Here is a 16,376-nt window from a genome sequence, read left to right as displayed (position 1 = left end):
TTGACTGATGCCGCTCGATCATCAAACTCAAGCTTTTCTGGAGAAACTAAAAGGACAACCGCCGATTGAAAGTTTACCTCCTGCTATCGCTAGAGAGCTTCAACGACAAATGGGAATGCAAACCGAATTATTGTCCGCAAAAGAAAAAATCCAGGTTGGAGCAGTTTCCGATCTTACAATTCAGGGTGCACATGGGGAAGTTCCGATAAGGATATATACACCAGCAATTGAGGGACCTCACCCCGTACTCGTCTATTATCATGGGGGAGGTTGGGTGCTTGGCGATCTGGACCGCTTTGATGATATTTGTCGCCGGTTAACGAAATCTTCTAACTGTGCCGTCGTGTCTGTAGATTATCCGCTTTCCCCTGAGAACAAATTCCCGACTGCAGTAGAAGCTGCCTACACAGCGGCGCAGTGGGTCTTTGACAATGCGGAACAGCTTCAACTCGATCCGAACCGTCTAGCGGTTGGGGGAGACAGTTCTGGAGGTAACTTGGCGGCAGTTGTCACTCATTTGGCCAAAGAAAGAAAAACGCTCAAAATTGCTTATCAAGTCCTGATCTACCCAGTAACCGATGCGTCTATGCAAACCGCTACATACAGGGAATTTGCCGAGGGCTATTTTTTGACCCGAGATCAAATGACATGGTTCTTTGACAACTACTTAAACAGTCATGAAGAAGAAGCAACGAATCCATGGGTTTCGCCTCTTTTATTTACTGATTTTACCGGCTTGCCGCCTGCGCTTGTCATTACTGCTGAATTTGATCCTCTGCGGGAGGAAAGTGAAGCCTACGCTGAGCGGATGAAGGAGGCCGGTGTGCCTGTCGTCTTGCATCGTTATGAAGGCACGATTCATCCGTTTGTCAGTTTTGCCGACGAAATCGATAAAGGAATAGAAGCGATAGAGGAAGTAGCTGATTCGCTGTGTACATTTTTCGGAGTTAATCGTTAATTGCTTGCACTACCCTTGTTGAGAACCCCAAAATGAAGTAAAAAAGAAACAAGAATGGTGGGAGTATCCGCTTCCGTCGCTGTTGAATCCAAGTCATTGGGATAAGACTGCGCGGGGATGACTTGGATTCAAAGGCGATCGTCAGGTCTCTCCAGCGGATACCCTCTACCTCGATTTGTTTCGTTTTCAATCCTCCAAATGCGGAACCCGGACATACACGCGCTGACGATGCTTCTCTACTACCACGGGAGCTTCAAAGAAATCACTCAATGTAGCTGCCTCCATAATCCGTTCCGTTGCATCGCTATGGATGACCTCACCCTGCCGCAGCAACAGTGTGTGGCTGAACACAGGGAGAATTTCTTCGGTATGGTGGGTTACATAGAGTAATGTAGGTGTCTGTTCCTGCTACGTCAGCTCATGAATACTGTCGAGCAGTCTTTCACGCGAGAACAGATCCAGCCCATTGCACGGTTCATCGAGAATCAAAATTTGAGGGTCGGCCATCAACGCCCGGGCAATCAGCACCTTCTGCTTCTCACCTTGCGAACAGGTCCTGAACTCGCGATCCCATAAGTGACCGCAGCCGAGTGTGCGCATCAGCGCTTCGGCACGGCTTGTATCTTCCTCTGACAATTGTTCATATAAGCCGATAGTGGCATATTTCCCGCTAATGACGACGAGCTGGGTCTTATCGGATCCATACAGCTTCTCCTGTAGGGAAGAGCTGACACATCCGATGAGCTTGCGAAGATCGCGCAAATCGACTTGGCCAAAACGATGGCCCAAGACGGATACAGTTCCTTGAGTCGGCCAGATATATCCGTTGATCATATTAAGAAGCGTCGTTTTCCCCGAACCGTTCAGTCCAAGCAGCCCAATGCTCCTGGATCCCGACTTTCCAGCTGACATTCTTAAGCAATACATCCTTGCCATTTTTCCAATATACTCCCTGCATATCTATTACATGGTTCATCTTTCCTGACCTTTCTTATTGCATCAATTATCGGATAATGCATGTGTGTCTCTGACGGCGCCGCAGTCTATTCCATCTATCATAAAGAAGGTCCAGCAGTCTGTCGATATGAAAAGTGCTCATTGGAGCAAGAATTCGATCTGCAAGAGGTCGTTGACCGCTTCTGGCAGTGGACCTCGTCATTGCTCTTATATGGGTTCGAGGAGCCGCTTGCGATGCATGAGACGGAAGGCCAAGTGCTTCAATATTTTATTTGCGAATCAACGTTCCTATCTTTCAGCAAAAAAAGTTTGCACAATTCTAACGGGAGAGAATCAGCAGTATAGTGTGTTGTGGGGTCATTACACCGTTACAGAGAACCGAGATATTGAACAGTGAATAATTCATTTCATATTACTTCAAAATAACACATGTCCCTACATTTACCATTTGCATGTCGTAAGGAGGATGAAGTGATGGACGATGAGAAAATGAACACAAATGAAAAAGAAAATGCGCTGGAACATGGCACTTCGGTAACAGGTGCTGGGGATGCGCTCGATGAGCGCATGGCGGAAGGAGAAGAAGCATCTACCCTGACGACCCGTCAAGGTCATCCTGTAAAAAATAACCAGAACATACGGACGGTGGGGAACCGGGGACCTGCAACGCTTGAGAATTACCAATTCATCGAAAAAATAACACATTTTGATCGTGAACGTGTTCCTGAGCGGGTGGTTCACGCACGAGGCACGGGTGCGCATGGGTACTTTGAAGCTTACGGAAAAGTCGGGGATGAGCCGGCTTCCAAGTATACCCGAGCGAAATTGTTTCAGGAGGCGGGTAAAAAAACACCTGTCTTTGTCCGCTTCTCAACGGTAATTCACGGTGGTCATTCCCCTGAAACGTTACGCGACCCGCGGGGCTTCGCAGTCAAGTTTTACACGGAGGACGGAAACTGGGACCTGGTCGGCAACAATCTTAAAATATTTTTCATTCGCGACGCGATCAAATTTCCGGATATGATTCATGCCTTCAAACCGGATCCAATCACGAATATTCAAGACGGTGAACGATTTTTCGACTTCTGCTGCAACTCGCCTGAGACGGTCCACATGGTCACATTCGTATACTCGCCATGGGGGATCCCGGCTAACTATCGACAGATGCAAGGGTCCGGTGTGAATACATACAAGTGGGTGGACAAAGAAGGACACGCCGTTCTCGTTAAATACCATTGGGAGCCGAAGCAGGGGATTAAAAATTTGACGCAAGCGGAAGCTGAAGAAATTCAAGGTAAAAACTTTAATCACGCCACACAAGATCTATATGAAGCGATTGAGCGCGGAGAATATCCCGAGTGGGAGCTGTTCGTACAAATATTGAGTGACGATGAGCATCCTGAGCTTGATTTCGATCCATTGGATGACACGAAAATATGGCCGAAAGATGAGATCCCGTGGTTGCCAGTTGGACGAATGGTATTGAATAAAAACCCGGGAAATTATTTTGCCGAGGTCGAGCAGGCTGCCTTTGGCACCGGAGTTCTTGTGGACGGCATGGATTTCTCGGATGATAAAATGCTGCAGGGGCGCACACTTTCTTACTCGGATACCCAGCGCTACCGTGTTGGTGCGAATTATTTGCAGCTGCCGATAAATGCGCCGAAGAAACGTGTGGCTACCAATCAACGTGACGGGCAAATGGCCTATTATGTGGATGCCGCTCCAGGCCAAAATCCGCATATTAACTATGAGCCATCTTCATTGAATGGATTGAAAGAGGCGCCGAAAACAGATAACGAGTACACGCCGCATGTAGAAGGGAAATTAGTTCGCGAAAGCATCGACCGAACGAATGATTTTAAGCAAGCAGGTGAAACCTATCGGGCATTTGATGACTTCGAGCGCGATGATCTCATCTTAAATCTCGTGAACACCTTAAAAACGTGCAATTCCCATATCCAGGAGCGGATGGTTGAGTTATTTACGAAATGTGATGAAGAGTATGGGTGTCGAGTAGCTGAAGGACTGCAGCAATATGCGAATCAAGGTACGGCCAATCACGGCCCGATTGGCTCTGCGGATACAGGCGAAGCTGTCAAGGAAGCTGAGAGTAAAGGGCATCAGACTGATTCGTATTAAAATAGGAAGAAACGATATGACTTCGACGAAGCTGTTCATCCCGGCAGTAGTGAATGATTTTGGTTTTCTGTTCTGAATGGATATACAATGTCGCTCATCTATTGGTGATGAGCGGCTTTTTCGTTATACCACCCAAAGTTTTAGGGAGACCAAACAAATCTGGAGCGGAGAGGTGCCGGGGACGGATAACGAACATACAATATAAGATTAAATCAAAAATGAATTCTTCCGGCTAAAGAGGTGCTGATTCATGACATTGACACCGTTGCAGAGAATTGTGAGCTGCAGCAATAATGTGGTTACCGCACCCACCAGGGATGAGGTATTTTTCTCCACTTCTTCATGAACTACCAGCAATCTCTATCTCGATAAGCGTATATGCAAGGTAAAATGCCTCCCTCGTTCAGTCCGAGGGAGGTTTTTTTATGTCACAGTTTATTTATGTAATGGACACGGGCCTGCTTTGAAACCTCGGCCGCCGCTCTTTAAAATGGATTGACACCTACTACCAAACTAGTTAGAATACAAAAAAATGAAACGGCAGAAAGAGGTTATATTATGTGGATTTCATGTTCCCCGAACGATCCGGTGCTTATCCGGCGGCCCTTCACAGACAATGAAGTGGAGTACCAGCTGTTGCATCGCATCTGCGGATCGCAAGATTGCAGCATACGAATGAGGACGGAGAAGGGAGACGCCGTCTTTGCCCAAACCGCCGGACAACATGCATGGCTGTGGGTGAGCGAAGAAGCAACATTGGAACAGAAGCAGTCGCTCATCATGGCATTATGTGAGCTTACGAGCGATAAAGACATTCCCGGCATTTCCGCTCATCCGGAAGTTGCCGAATTATTCGCACAGATGTATACGGACATGGTAGGCGGATCATATAAGCTTCAAATGGACTTGCAATCGTACGCTTGCGAGCATGTGACTGCGCCGGCGAATGTGCAGGGGACGATGCGGAGAGCAGCCCCGGAGCATGTAAATACGATTAGCGGCTTCGTCACTGACTTTATCGCAGAGGCAATGGGCACGGCAGTTCCTCGTTCCGATCAGGTTCCATTCGTTGAGCGTTCCATTGCATCGGGTGATATGATGGTATGGACGAGGGAGGAAGAGCCCGTAGCAATGGCACGGATTGCCCATCGTTCACCGAGACATGCGCGGATTAACAGCGTCTATACCGCTCCCGAGCATCGGAAAAAGGGGTACGCTAGCGCCTTGGTCGCTGAACTGTGTGACATCGTTCAACAAGAACAGTTGATTCCAATCTTGTATGCGGATATGGTCAATCCCGACTCGAATAATGTGTACAGAAAGATTGGATTTGCGGAGCGTGGCATCATTAGAGAGCTGGCTTTTCAGCAGAGCTAAATTGCAATAGCCTCTACAGCCGAATTGGAAATTTGTATAGGAGAATTATTATATTGATGTAAATCCAATTCGAGTTATAATTAATAACGGGGCATGACCGTTTATTCGAATGCCTACATTATGAATTTGAATAAGGATCTTCAGGGCCAGGTGTAATTCCTGACCGGCGGTGAAGGGCTGAGAAGCAGCCCCAAGCCCGCGACTCGCTGCATGTTTGCAGCGACTGACTTGGTGCAACTCCAAGGCCGACGGTATAGTCCGGATGGGAGAAGATCGCTCAAGCGTTTCACGTGAAGAACTGCACATGACAGCTCTAATGCGGAATTTGCTTCATCATGACCTTCATCATGACGGATAGGCGACGTATGTCTTCTTCAGCCAGATCCTATATTCAACGACCTTGGAGGTTATTGAATATGGACCACGTTATTCACGTTGAACAGAGGAACAGCAGCACGCGCAGAGGAGTTCTGTTCGTTGCGCTAGGGGCAGCCCTATGGGGACTGGGGCCCATCTTCCGAGTTCTAGTGTTGGAGTACTTGACTTCGACACAAATCGTCCTCATCGAACATCTCATTTTACTCCTTTATGCAGCCCCCATTCTATGGGTGCACCGGAGGGAACTTCGGGGATGCTCTTGGCGTCATTTGTTCGCGCTCCTTTTCATTTCGTGGGGGGGCTCGGTAATGGCGACCATCATGTTCACGGAAGCTTTCGCACATGGTAATCCGAATGCGGTATTGCTTCTGCAGAAGCTGCAACCGATATTTGCCGTCATACTGGCACGTGTTCTGTTGAAAGAAACACTTCCCAGACGCTTCCCTATGCTGCTGTTGCTGGCAGTTGCCGGCACATACTTGCTTACGTTTGGATGGTCATTGCCAATAGGCCACGTGCGTGAGGTCGTAGGGGTAAGCAGTCTGCTTGCTTTCGGGGCCGCGTTTCTATGGGGCGGGTCCACCGTAATGGGCAGATTAATGCTGGACAAGATGGAATATGAAACGGTTACGGCATTGCGATTCCTGTTGGCACTGCCACTGTTGTTCATGCTTACATGGAACGAACATCCAAGTTGGAGTCTCCCTGCAGCACAGTTGGGCACGGTATCATTTTATATCATTATGCAGGCATTGCTGCTGGGACTCGTAAGTTTATTGTTATATTACCGCGGCTTATCCGTTACGAAAGCTTCTTACGCAACTCTTGCGGAGCTGTCGTTCCCGCTCGTCGGCATGATGATGAACTGGATCGTCTTCAAGGAGGTCGTCACCATTCCGCAATTGACGGGATTCGTCCTAATATGGGTTGCGTTGTATCTGGTCTCTAGACAGCAATAAATGCTATTCGAATATATTACCGTTGACCTTCCTGGTATATGCACCAGGGAGGTTTTTTCATGATACCTAACCGTTTTTCATCTATAGTGTCGGAAAAAACATTATTTCGTGCAATTATTTTCCTTCAACTCCCATCATAAATTCCTTGTAAATATGCAAATTAATCATCATTGGCCGATTATGAAAGGGAATGCGCATGAAACTAAAAATGTACCTGTTATCCACATGGAACGTTTTCGATCCTATATACTGCTCACTGCGACGGCTTACTTATATCGACCGTGCGAACCAGAATATTTTCAGAGTAAAATTGCTAACTTATCGAGGTAAGGAAATAGCGATGTCTGACGGAACATGCATCCGGAACAAGGATCTATTAGTAAAGATTCATTTGTACAATGTACAATTGTTGCGACAAGTGTTGCATGTAACGAATAACGTTCAAAAGGGGCGCATCATTTATCGGTGCGTGGATCGTTCATTGCCGGGCGTGTGCCAATTCATCCAGAACCATCCGAGAGGGAATGAAATCAAAGCCATCATTGGAATCACCATGCTAAATCGGGGATGCCGACAACTCGGCTTTGACGTGGTGCCTATTTCCAATCCGTTATATCGGGGGTTTAAATGGATTAATCAACTGCCTATTCATTTAATTTCGGTGTCAAATCCGATAAATCGATTCAAGAAGCGGCATCTCCCGACATATTTAGTGATGTCCAAAAACAAGCTTGAAAAAATTTATGGACATCCTTCTACATAGACGAACTGGAACAACTGCTGACACGTCTCATTTCATAAAAAGAAAGGGTGCCCCGAGTCTTCACCGAGGGGCACCCTTTTCTGCCATTAACCTTGTTTTGACATCGCGTATGGAAGCGCTGCTTCGTCATAGCGGTCTTCACGTGGCGAATTCGCCATATCGAAGGAGATTGTTCCTCCGTTCTTCACCTTAGCGTGCTCCAAGTACAACGTCGCCACTTGTGCGCCATCCATGCGTACGTCTGCCACATATTTATTCGCGGCGGAGTTATTGTCCGCTTCGATGACAAGTTGTTTGCCATTCTCCAGATGGACCGTCATCCGCTTGAACAGCGGCGTTCCGATGACATACTCCGGAACTCCTGGGCTGAGCGGGTACAAGCCCATCGCGCCGAAGACGTACCATGCGGCCAAGCTGCCGTTATCCTCGTCGCCTGGAAGTCCGTCTGGGCGAGAGCTGAACAGTTCATCCATCGTCTTGCGTACCCAATGTTGCGTCAAGGACGGGTATCCAAGCGCCGCAAAGATGTACGGGAAGTGGAAGCTTGGCTGGTTGCTGATTGCGAATTGTCCGAAGTCGACGGCTGCCATTTCAGACATTTCATGTATTTCAAAGCCGTACGAGCCAACCTTGAACTCCGGCTTTGCTGCGAACAGCGCATCCAACTGCTTCTTGCATTGCTCGCGCCCGCCCATTAGCTCGGCAAGGCCTAACAGGTCATGCTGCACTGCCCAACTGCTCTGGTAAGCGCCGCCTTCTGTATACGGACCGCCCCACATCGTCGGGTCGAACGGCTCGAGCCAACTGCCGTCTTGCAGCTTGCCACGCATGAAGCCTACGGCTGGATCGAACAAGTTTTTGTAGTTCTTAGCGCGCTCCATAAGCTGTTCGTATTCTTCTTCACGGCCTAAATGTTTCGCTATCTGTGCGATACAGAAGTCGCCGAATACGTAGTCGAGCGTATTGCACACACTCTCATGCGTGTGAATATCAGCAGGCATATAGTCGTATTTCAAATATTCGCCCATGCCTTTGCGTCCGTATCGATTGTCGCTGGAAACGGTCATGGCATGCTTTAACAATCCTTCGAACGCCGTCTCTACATCGAAGCCGGTGTTTCCTTTTACGACGGCATCTGCAAATGATACGTCAATCAACGTTCCCGGCATCATGCTCCGCTCGCCAGGGGAAGCCCATTTCGGCATCCAGCCGGCTTCCTTATATGCGTTGACCCAGCCTTGCATCATTTCATTGACGAAAGAAGGGTAGAGGAGGTTGTACAGCGGGAACGATGTACGATACGTATCCCAGAAGCCGATATCTGCAAACAAGGGACCTTCTTCAATCTTGCCGTTGTACGGGCTATAATGGATTTGCTTGCCGTTTGCATCATATTCATGGATGGCGTGCGGGAAGAGGGAAGTCCGATACAGACAAGTGTAGAACGTATCCAACTTATCCGTGTCGTCGCTCTCAACTTCGATGACGCCGAGCTGTTTTTCCCATGTGTCCGTCGCCATGCTGCTCACTTCATCGAAGGTACGGCTGCCAACTTCGCGCTCCAAGTTAATGAAAGCCTGCTCTTCGCTGATGAAGGAAGTGCTCATGCTGACATGTACGATGCCGTTCTCAGGAACGGTCAGTCCAACATACGCGCCGATGCGCTCGCCTGTCTTCGACAAGCTGTTTACCGGCTTGTATTCATGATCGGACAAGCCACTTGCGTCTGCAGCGACCGGGCAGTCGAACTTCATGACGAAGTACATGCGGTAATTGTCCGGTGTGCCGCCTGCTTTCGCCGTCGTGTAGCCAGTCAACGTGCCTTTGTCCGGATCGATCGTCATCGACGCTTCGCCAGGGAACGTCGACAGAATGAGTCTCGCTTCATCCTGACGATCGAACGTCAGCCGGATGCTGGCGCAACGCGCTGTCGGCGAGAGTTCCATCGTCGTCTGGTAGCGAAGCAGTTGGACCTTAAAGTAGTCCGGACGTACGATCATGTCTTGCTTGCGGAACGAAGACGAGCGCTCAGGCGCCCACACTTTAAGCGGTCCAGTCTGCGGCATTAAGGTCATATGGCCGTAATCGCCGATCCATGGGCTCGGCTGGTGAGTCAGCCGGATGCCCTCTAGTCGATTATGGTTCGGGCTGAAGAACCAGCCGCCAGCGGCTTCGTTCGTCTGCGGGCTCCAAGATGCCATTCCGAACGGCATCGCAATCAGGGGCAGAGTGTTCCCATTCGAATACGGATAAATGGAATCTGTTCCTTGCAGAGGGTTCACATGCTTTAGTAAGCTCATCTATTGTCTCTCCTCATGTTAAAATTGAATGTCATATTAAATATGCCTTTCATGTTATATTGTATGGTGATATGTCATATTACACCTATCATATTTTTATAATTTCTATCACTTTTCATGATAAAATAAGGATAGCTGTCATTTATATTAGGAAGAAAAGAGTGATTGGAATGTTTCCTTACAACTTGCATGGAGACGACGAAATCCACGGGGAATTTCCGTTCACACTGAAAATTCATCGTTTGAATGTGCCTGTGCCCGCCCATGTGCATCATTTCATTGAATACACGTATGCCTTGAAAGGCAAAGGAAAAGAAATCATCAACGGAGTAGAAAAGGAACTGACGCCGGGCACCTTCACTTTATTGTTTCCCCATCAGGTGCATGAGCTAGACATCGCTCCCGGAGATGAATTGCATTTATATGTGGGAGCGATCGGTCTGAAGGCTTTTTTTGGCGCGGGAGACTCGTTCTTGGCCTTGCACAGCTTGCTGAAGGGTGCTGAAAATGACGAGAACACCACATACAAGCTGGACGAGGTGACAGCAAGAGAGGTGCATTTGCTGCTTCAGCAAATGCATGAGGAGGCGCGTGAGGAGAAGCCGTGGAGCCGGATGATGTTTCTCGCCAAGCTAACGCAGGTGTTCATCTTATTCGACCGTTACCGTCAGGAGAGGTTGGACGAAGGGCCTCAAAGCTACGGAAGGAACCCTCGCAGAGGAATGTGGGAAGTCGTTCATTACGTGTACCAGAATTTCAAAGAAGATATAACGCTGGATACACTATCGAAGCGGTACAATTACAGCGTTTCTTATATAAGCTCGGCCTTCAAACAAATGGTCGGAGAAAATTATTATTCCTTTCTGGAACGAATCCGCGTCGCGCATGCCTGCAACTTGCTGATCGGTACAGACATGAAAATTACCGACATTGCCTATGAGGCCGGGTTCAAATCTTACCCGACGTTCATCCGCGTGTTTCAGTCCCGGATGGGCATGACACCGACCCTGTACCGCAAGCATAATAACATTGAATTGATTTAATGCATGTGATTCCTATTTTAATCCATGAGGAGGAGGAGAAGTGTGATGGGGGAATCGGGACTCCAATCAGAAGTCCCAATCTTCTAGCTATGCTTATAGGCGAATTTTGAATGAGCGGTTAGATAGCGGATAGAGCCATTTAACGCCTCTTGGTGTCAAAGTATCGGCAATCAGATGGGAAGCATAACCGCAGATGGATACGGCAGTGATGCCTTCAATGCGAAGCTGTTGCTCCAGGCCCCATCCGATGCAACCCCATAACAGGGTGGCCCATATGGTATGTGACATCCCCCTATGACTGAGCCATGGAACCCAGGCAACAAACACACCCAAGCCGATCAACCAATTCCAACCCAACGTCCATCCCCAATAGAGCAGCCCGCAGCCAACCATGCTTACCATAATGTTGCGGGTGACGCCTTCTTTGGCGACAAAGCCGAGCAGCAGCACGACTACCGAGACGATACTCAATTCTTGACTGACAAATGCCTGCGTCGAATACTGGTAGATGACTCCAGCGGCAAGACAGACACCGAGCCAGAGGAGTATTTCATGCAGCCATCTGGAAATCTTGCCGATTTTGCTGCTCAATATGCTAGGGCCGTCCAGATCCGCACTCAAGGCGGATAATGCCGATACCGCAATATATAAGGACGCATTCTTAAAGGTAAATGGATAATACACGGCTGCGGCAGCTCCGACGGCAATACCGATAGTAAGGTGTGTCGATCCTTTCATATGTTCTCCTTTCATAGTTGCTAATATCCTGATGGAGGCACAAACATATGTTTGCATCTAGCCATTATACCTATTTTCGTACAGAATTAGCAAGCCTTTCATAGCCAGTGCAGAGAAGTGTTAATAATTTGACTCTATACGGCGTGCAAAATAAGTGAAATATAATGTTTTTTATCTTAAAAATTGATCATTTATCAAAAGGGAGCTACAATCATAGTGGGCACATTACATTTTCTATCTTTGTCACGTAAATGGGGACGTGCTCATTTTTATGACGCAGTATGAAAGCGTTTCAAAAACCGATCATAAGAGAAGGAAAGGGATCAAAATGACGAATCATTTAACCCGTACCGAAAAAGATTTTCTGGGAGAAAAGGAAGTTCCTGTCGAAGCGTATTACGGAATTCAGACGCTGCGCGCTGTGGAGAATTTCCCGATTACGGGCGCACACATGAATGAGGAGCTGATTCGCGGTTTAGCTATCGTGAAGAAGGCTGCGGCGCTGGCTAATATGGAAGTGAAGCAGCTTCAGGACGAGATGTGCGAGGTCATCGTTCGAGCCGCGGATGAAATCATTGACGGGCAATGGCACGACCATTTCATTGTCGATCCGATCCAGGGCGGAGCAGGCACTTCGATGAACATGAACTCGAATGAAGTCATTGCGAACCGGGCACTTGAACTGCTTGGGAAAGCAAAAGGGGATTATGCCAGCTTAAGCCCGAATAATCATGTCAACCGTTCGCAATCTACGAACGATGCGTTTCCGTCCGCTATACATATTGCGGTGTTGACGCTTATCGATAAACTCTTGATCACGATGGGAGAATTGTACGAGACGTATCGGAAGAAGGCGGCTCAATTCGATCACGTTATCAAGATGGGACGCACTCACTTGCAGGACGCTGTTCCCATTCGATTGGGACAATCCTTTGAAGCGTATAGCCGAGTGTTGTGGCGAGACATGAAGCGTATTGAGCAATCCAAGCAGCACCTGTATGAAGTTAATATGGGCGCTACCGCAGTCGGAACAGGACTAAATGCCGATCCGAGATACATTCACCGGGTAGTGGAACTATTGGCCGAGATAAGCGGATTCCCGTTAATTCATGCAGAGCATCTGGTGGACGCCACGCAAAACACGGACGCTTACACGGAAGTATCGGCAGCGCTCAAGGTCTGTATGATGAACATGTCCAAGGTGGCGAACGATCTGCGTTTGCTCGCATCCGGTCCTCGCGCCGGCTTCGGTGAAATACGTCTGCCAGCCCGTCAGCCAGGCTCATCCATCATGCCGGGTAAGGTCAACCCGGTAATGTGCGAAGTCGTGAACCAGGTGGCGTTTCAAGTTATCGGCAACGACCATACGATATGTCTGGCATCGGAAGCCGGCCAGTTTGAATTGAACGTGATGGAGCCTGTGCTCGTATACAATCTGCTCCAATCGCTCAGCATGATGAACAACGTCTTTAAGGTATTCCGTACCCACTGTCTAGAGGGGATTGAAGCCAATGAAGAGCGTTGCCGCGAATACGTGGAGAACAGCGTTGGCATCATTACAGCCTTAAGCCCTCATCTCGGTTATGAAGTGTCCGCCCGTATCGCCCGCGAAGCGACGGAGAACGGCAAGTCCGTAAGAGAACTGTGCTTGCTATACAACGTGCTAACGGAAGAGGAGCTAGATACGATTCTCGATCCTTATGAAATGACCAAGCCGGGAATCGCTGGTGCAGCTTTGTTCGAGCGAGAGTAATTCTGACTTGAGAGACGCCCATTCTATGGGTGTCTCTTTGTTGTGTCTCTCGATATCCATGCAAACATGCGTTTCACCGATTGCTGATGAATATCAGGCGGAAAAAGGTGTCCATATCCATCAAATGTATGCATATCCACATCTGCTCCATCTTGTTGCAGCTTCTTAAACATCTGGAGTCCATGACTGAAATCCACTTGAGCATCTTCGGTCCCGTGAATAAGGAGAATCGGGCAGGAGATATCTTCCGCCATATAAAGGGGAGAACGAGCAATATAAGACTCTCGTTTCTTGACGGGGTTCCCGCCAATGACGCGTTTCAGCATTCTGCGAAGCTCCATACGCTCTTCATACGTTTGCGCCAAGTCTGACACGCCACTCCAGAGGATGAGCCGGTGAATATCCGGCATGTCGACCGCCGTTTGTGCTGCATTGATGGCACCGCGTGAGAAGCCCATGACCGAAAGACGGCTAGGATCGACGAACGAAAGACTTTGCAGCAGACGATAAGCCGAACGAACGTCTTCTTGCTCAGCACCGCCGAATTCATCTCGTCCTTCGCCACCTTCATTGCCGCGGTAGGTAGGAGCAAAGACAAGATGTCCGAATTGCGAGAACTGCTCTAACCAGTCCGATTTGACCCGGCCAAATTTACCCATGCCTCCTCTGCAATAGATAAGAACAGGCCATTGTTGCTCATATAAATCTTGGTTCGCCCGGTTCAAAGGATGGGCTATTTCCGTAACGGGCAGATTACCTTCACCATAGAATCGTTCGATATTGGATTGTATTTCGCTGGCTGGACGTTCATGGCCATAGGGGAGGCTCAAATACCCCTTTACACGTAATCCATCCGATAAGTATGTAATGTGATAGATCATTTTGTGAATATGCCCCTCTCATTAGTCTTGTTATCCACGATAATATCAACATGAAGAATAGGACACAATTATATTGTATCTCCCGCTTTAAGCGGCCGCGGCATGTCCCGATATGCGGTAGAGTTCGTTGAGGTGTCGTTCATCCGTTGGTTTCTGATGTGTTTTGCGGTATTTCTTATTTTCGGAAAAGTGATAGTCATCGAACATTTAGCAGCCTTTTCGCCATTCTTGTGCCAACGATGATCATCGTGATTATGCCCTTAGCAACACTCTCCCTAACGCTCAGTCAAAACTTTTTGTCACGGCGGATTCATGCTAGAACACACTAAAAAACTGAAATTCTAGGAAGCTAAAGCTACGTAAAATTCGAAGTCTCGAATAATTGATAAAGTCTCTTGAAATAGGAATGTTTGTTCGGTATAATCAATATATAGGAACAAATGTTCTGATTGTGGATCGGAAAGAGCTGTAGCAAGGAGGCGACCTATGAAAGCATGGCAATCTATTGATACGCTGGAAGAGTTACATAACTATTTTCATTCGGAATCCGTATGTGCAAGCTTACTGTATCAGATGAAGTGGCCGGAGGGTTTTGTCTGTTCGCGTTGTAGGCATGGCCATGCCTACATTATTCAGACACGCCGGTTGCCTCTGTACGAGTGCCGCATGTGTCGGCATCAGAGCTCGCTTACCACCGGCACGGTCATGGAAGGTAGTCGCACCCCCTTGCAGAAATGGTTCACGGCGTTCTGGCTGGCCTCTCGCCCGGATGCTGGCATTAACGCCGTTCAGCTTAGTTCGATCATCAAGGTAACCTATAAGACAGCTTGGTTGATGCTGCACAAGATTCGGGCTGCGATTAGCCATGCCGACGCCGCGCGGCCACTAGAAGGCAAAGTTCAAGGTATAGTTGCCTTTCAAGGCCTCACGTACCATTCTATGTTGGAGCTTCATCCCCGGGAGTACCCCCTTATCGTTTCTGCATCCGTCAAGGAAGACGGGCTGGAGAGCAAATTCAAGATGAAGCTTGTGAAGCAGGAGCATCTTTCGGGGAAGTTGCTGCTTCGTTCAGGCTGTGACCATTTCACAGCTCTTCACGTCACGGAGACCGCTCTCGAGACGACTATTATCCGGCATCCTTACCGAACTCGTAGGGATAATCGCTTATATCAAGCCTTCAATCGGGCACGTCGCTGGATGAACGATACGTTTCACGGAATTGGAGAGAAGTATCTTCAGAGGTACCTGGATGAATTTTGTTTCCGTTTGAATGCAACTACTCAACCTACGTCCACGTGGGAGCGACTTTTATGCGTGTGCATGTCTTTTCCCGCTGCCTTGGAACATCTTTTTGCCCATCATGACACAAGTCCTTCTTCTGCCGCACAATCCGCTGCGTAACCGAGTTCATGCAGACGTGAAACGCTAACTTCTATTATATCTGAATTCATTTTGACATCGTCGCCTTTTTAATTTCTCAGGTCATGTAGATTATGCAGCTTGCTTGCGACGTTCTGTCATTGTGCACACATAAGCGTGTCCAGCAACGTTTCTGGGATCATGAGACATGATCGTGCCTGCACCGTACCTGAGGCATGCAGACATGAAGCATGCTTTAGTCAATTTTGTAGTTATATCGCGATGATATGCTTGCGTTGTTCAAAAAACATACAGCGATGAACCTACATTTTTTGGACTGAACATGCGAAGTCAAAATGTGAAGAACGAGCCGAATTTGTTAGACTCGTGGTCTTCTTGGATCCAACTTGTTATGTACCTGAGCCAAGGGGAGAGTGTCGCTAAGGCTTGAGTAAGAACATCATTCCTCGGAAACGAAACGGGATTTCTGTAACTGGAGTACCTGCCGTCACGTCACTGAACATGGATAGACTATGTCAGCGGCGAGATGATCATCATGCGTATCGTATAATATCTGCACTATCTTCTGTCGATGCACCATACTTGACAGAAGCGCATCCACATGTAATAGTAGAGCAAATGGATATAAATACCGAATCCAAATGAAAGGGCGATGCAATATGGTGCGCGTTCATCATTATCAATGGGATGACAATTTCATAGGTCGCTCTTTTTCAACAAGGGGCTGTGTGGAAGTAGAGAACTTCC

Annotated in this window: 12 protein-coding genes, 1 pseudogene and 1 riboswitch; of the genes and pseudogenes, 9 read left to right on the top strand and 4 right to left on the bottom strand. The window is 48.1% G+C overall.

The features are described 5' to 3' along the window. Positions 1-7: 7 nt before the first annotated feature. Positions 8-958: an alpha/beta hydrolase gene (locus M3650_RS14565; protein ID WP_251575765.1), complete on the top strand. Its 951-nt coding sequence runs from the start codon at positions 8-10 to the stop codon at positions 956-958. Positions 959-1,144: 186 nt separating this feature from the next. Here M3650_RS14565 and M3650_RS14560 read toward each other — a convergent pair. Next, positions 1,145-1,934 (bottom strand): annotated as a pseudogene (locus tag M3650_RS14560) (ABC transporter ATP-binding protein). A gap of 41 nt (positions 1,935-1,975) precedes the next feature. Here M3650_RS14560 and M3650_RS14555 point away from each other — a divergent pair. The 5 genes from M3650_RS14555 (at position 1,976) to M3650_RS33135 (ending at position 7,534) form a co-directional block, all read left to right on the top strand. Then, the gene (locus M3650_RS14555; protein WP_251575764.1) at positions 1,976-2,260 is read left to right on the top strand and encodes a hypothetical protein; all 285 of its coding nucleotides are present in this window, start codon (positions 1,976-1,978) and stop codon (positions 2,258-2,260) included. Positions 2,261-2,482: 222 nt separating this feature from the next. Continuing rightward, positions 2,483-4,057: a catalase gene (locus M3650_RS14550; protein ID WP_251576084.1), complete on the top strand. Its 1,575-nt coding sequence runs from the start codon at positions 2,483-2,485 to the stop codon at positions 4,055-4,057. 558 nt (positions 4,058-4,615) lie between these two features. Beyond that, a complete protein-coding gene (locus M3650_RS14545; protein ID WP_251575762.1) occupies positions 4,616-5,434 on the top strand; it encodes a GNAT family N-acetyltransferase in 819 nt (272 codons plus the stop codon). Between the two features lie 132 nt (positions 5,435-5,566). After that, positions 5,567-5,712, top strand: a riboswitch (FMN riboswitch). 138 nt (positions 5,713-5,850) lie between these two features. Further along, the gene (locus M3650_RS14540; RefSeq protein WP_251575760.1) at positions 5,851-6,771 is read left to right on the top strand and encodes a DMT family transporter; all 921 of its coding nucleotides are present in this window, start codon (positions 5,851-5,853) and stop codon (positions 6,769-6,771) included. Between the two features lie 190 nt (positions 6,772-6,961). Then, positions 6,962-7,534: a YkoP family protein gene (locus tag M3650_RS33135; RefSeq protein WP_483311744.1), complete on the top strand. Its 573-nt coding sequence runs from the start codon at positions 6,962-6,964 to the stop codon at positions 7,532-7,534. A gap of 86 nt (positions 7,535-7,620) precedes the next feature. Here M3650_RS33135 and M3650_RS14535 read toward each other — a convergent pair whose 3' ends face one another. Further along, positions 7,621-9,834, bottom strand: a complete 2,214-nt coding sequence (locus M3650_RS14535) for a GH92 family glycosyl hydrolase (RefSeq protein ID WP_251575758.1) — start codon at positions 9,832-9,834, stop codon at positions 7,621-7,623. A 170-nt stretch (positions 9,835-10,004) separates the two neighbouring features. Between M3650_RS14535 and M3650_RS14530 the strand changes: the two genes are divergently transcribed. Further along, a complete protein-coding gene (locus tag M3650_RS14530; RefSeq protein WP_019422130.1) occupies positions 10,005-10,877 on the top strand; it encodes an AraC family transcriptional regulator in 873 nt (290 codons plus the stop codon). 93 nt (positions 10,878-10,970) lie between these two features. Here M3650_RS14530 and M3650_RS14525 read toward each other — a convergent pair whose 3' ends face one another. Continuing rightward, positions 10,971-11,615, bottom strand: a complete 645-nt coding sequence (locus tag M3650_RS14525; protein ID WP_251575756.1) for a metal-dependent hydrolase — start codon at positions 11,613-11,615, stop codon at positions 10,971-10,973. 328 nt (positions 11,616-11,943) lie between these two features. Between M3650_RS14525 and aspA the strand changes: the two genes are divergently transcribed. Then, positions 11,944-13,368: an aspartate ammonia-lyase gene (aspA, locus tag M3650_RS14520; protein ID WP_251575754.1), complete on the top strand. Its 1,425-nt coding sequence runs from the start codon at positions 11,944-11,946 to the stop codon at positions 13,366-13,368. A 23-nt stretch (positions 13,369-13,391) separates the two neighbouring features. Here aspA and M3650_RS14515 read toward each other — a convergent pair whose 3' ends face one another. Beyond that, positions 13,392-14,249, bottom strand: a complete 858-nt coding sequence (locus M3650_RS14515; RefSeq protein ID WP_251575752.1) for an alpha/beta hydrolase family protein — start codon at positions 14,247-14,249, stop codon at positions 13,392-13,394. 486 nt (positions 14,250-14,735) lie between these two features. On the opposite strand from M3650_RS14515, the gene M3650_RS14510 reads away from it, so the two are divergent. Beyond that, on the top strand, positions 14,736-15,650 hold the full coding sequence (locus tag M3650_RS14510) for a transposase (RefSeq protein WP_251575750.1): 915 nt from the start codon (positions 14,736-14,738) through the stop codon (positions 15,648-15,650). Positions 15,651-16,376 lie beyond the last annotated feature (726 nt).

The organism is Paenibacillus sp. MER TA 81-3 (assembly GCF_023713585.1).
Lineage (GTDB): Bacteria > Bacillota > Bacilli > Paenibacillales > Paenibacillaceae > Paenibacillus_B > Paenibacillus_B profundus.
The sequence above is the reverse complement of the archived record's forward strand: the minus strand, read 5'-3'. Positions and strand labels throughout refer to the sequence as shown.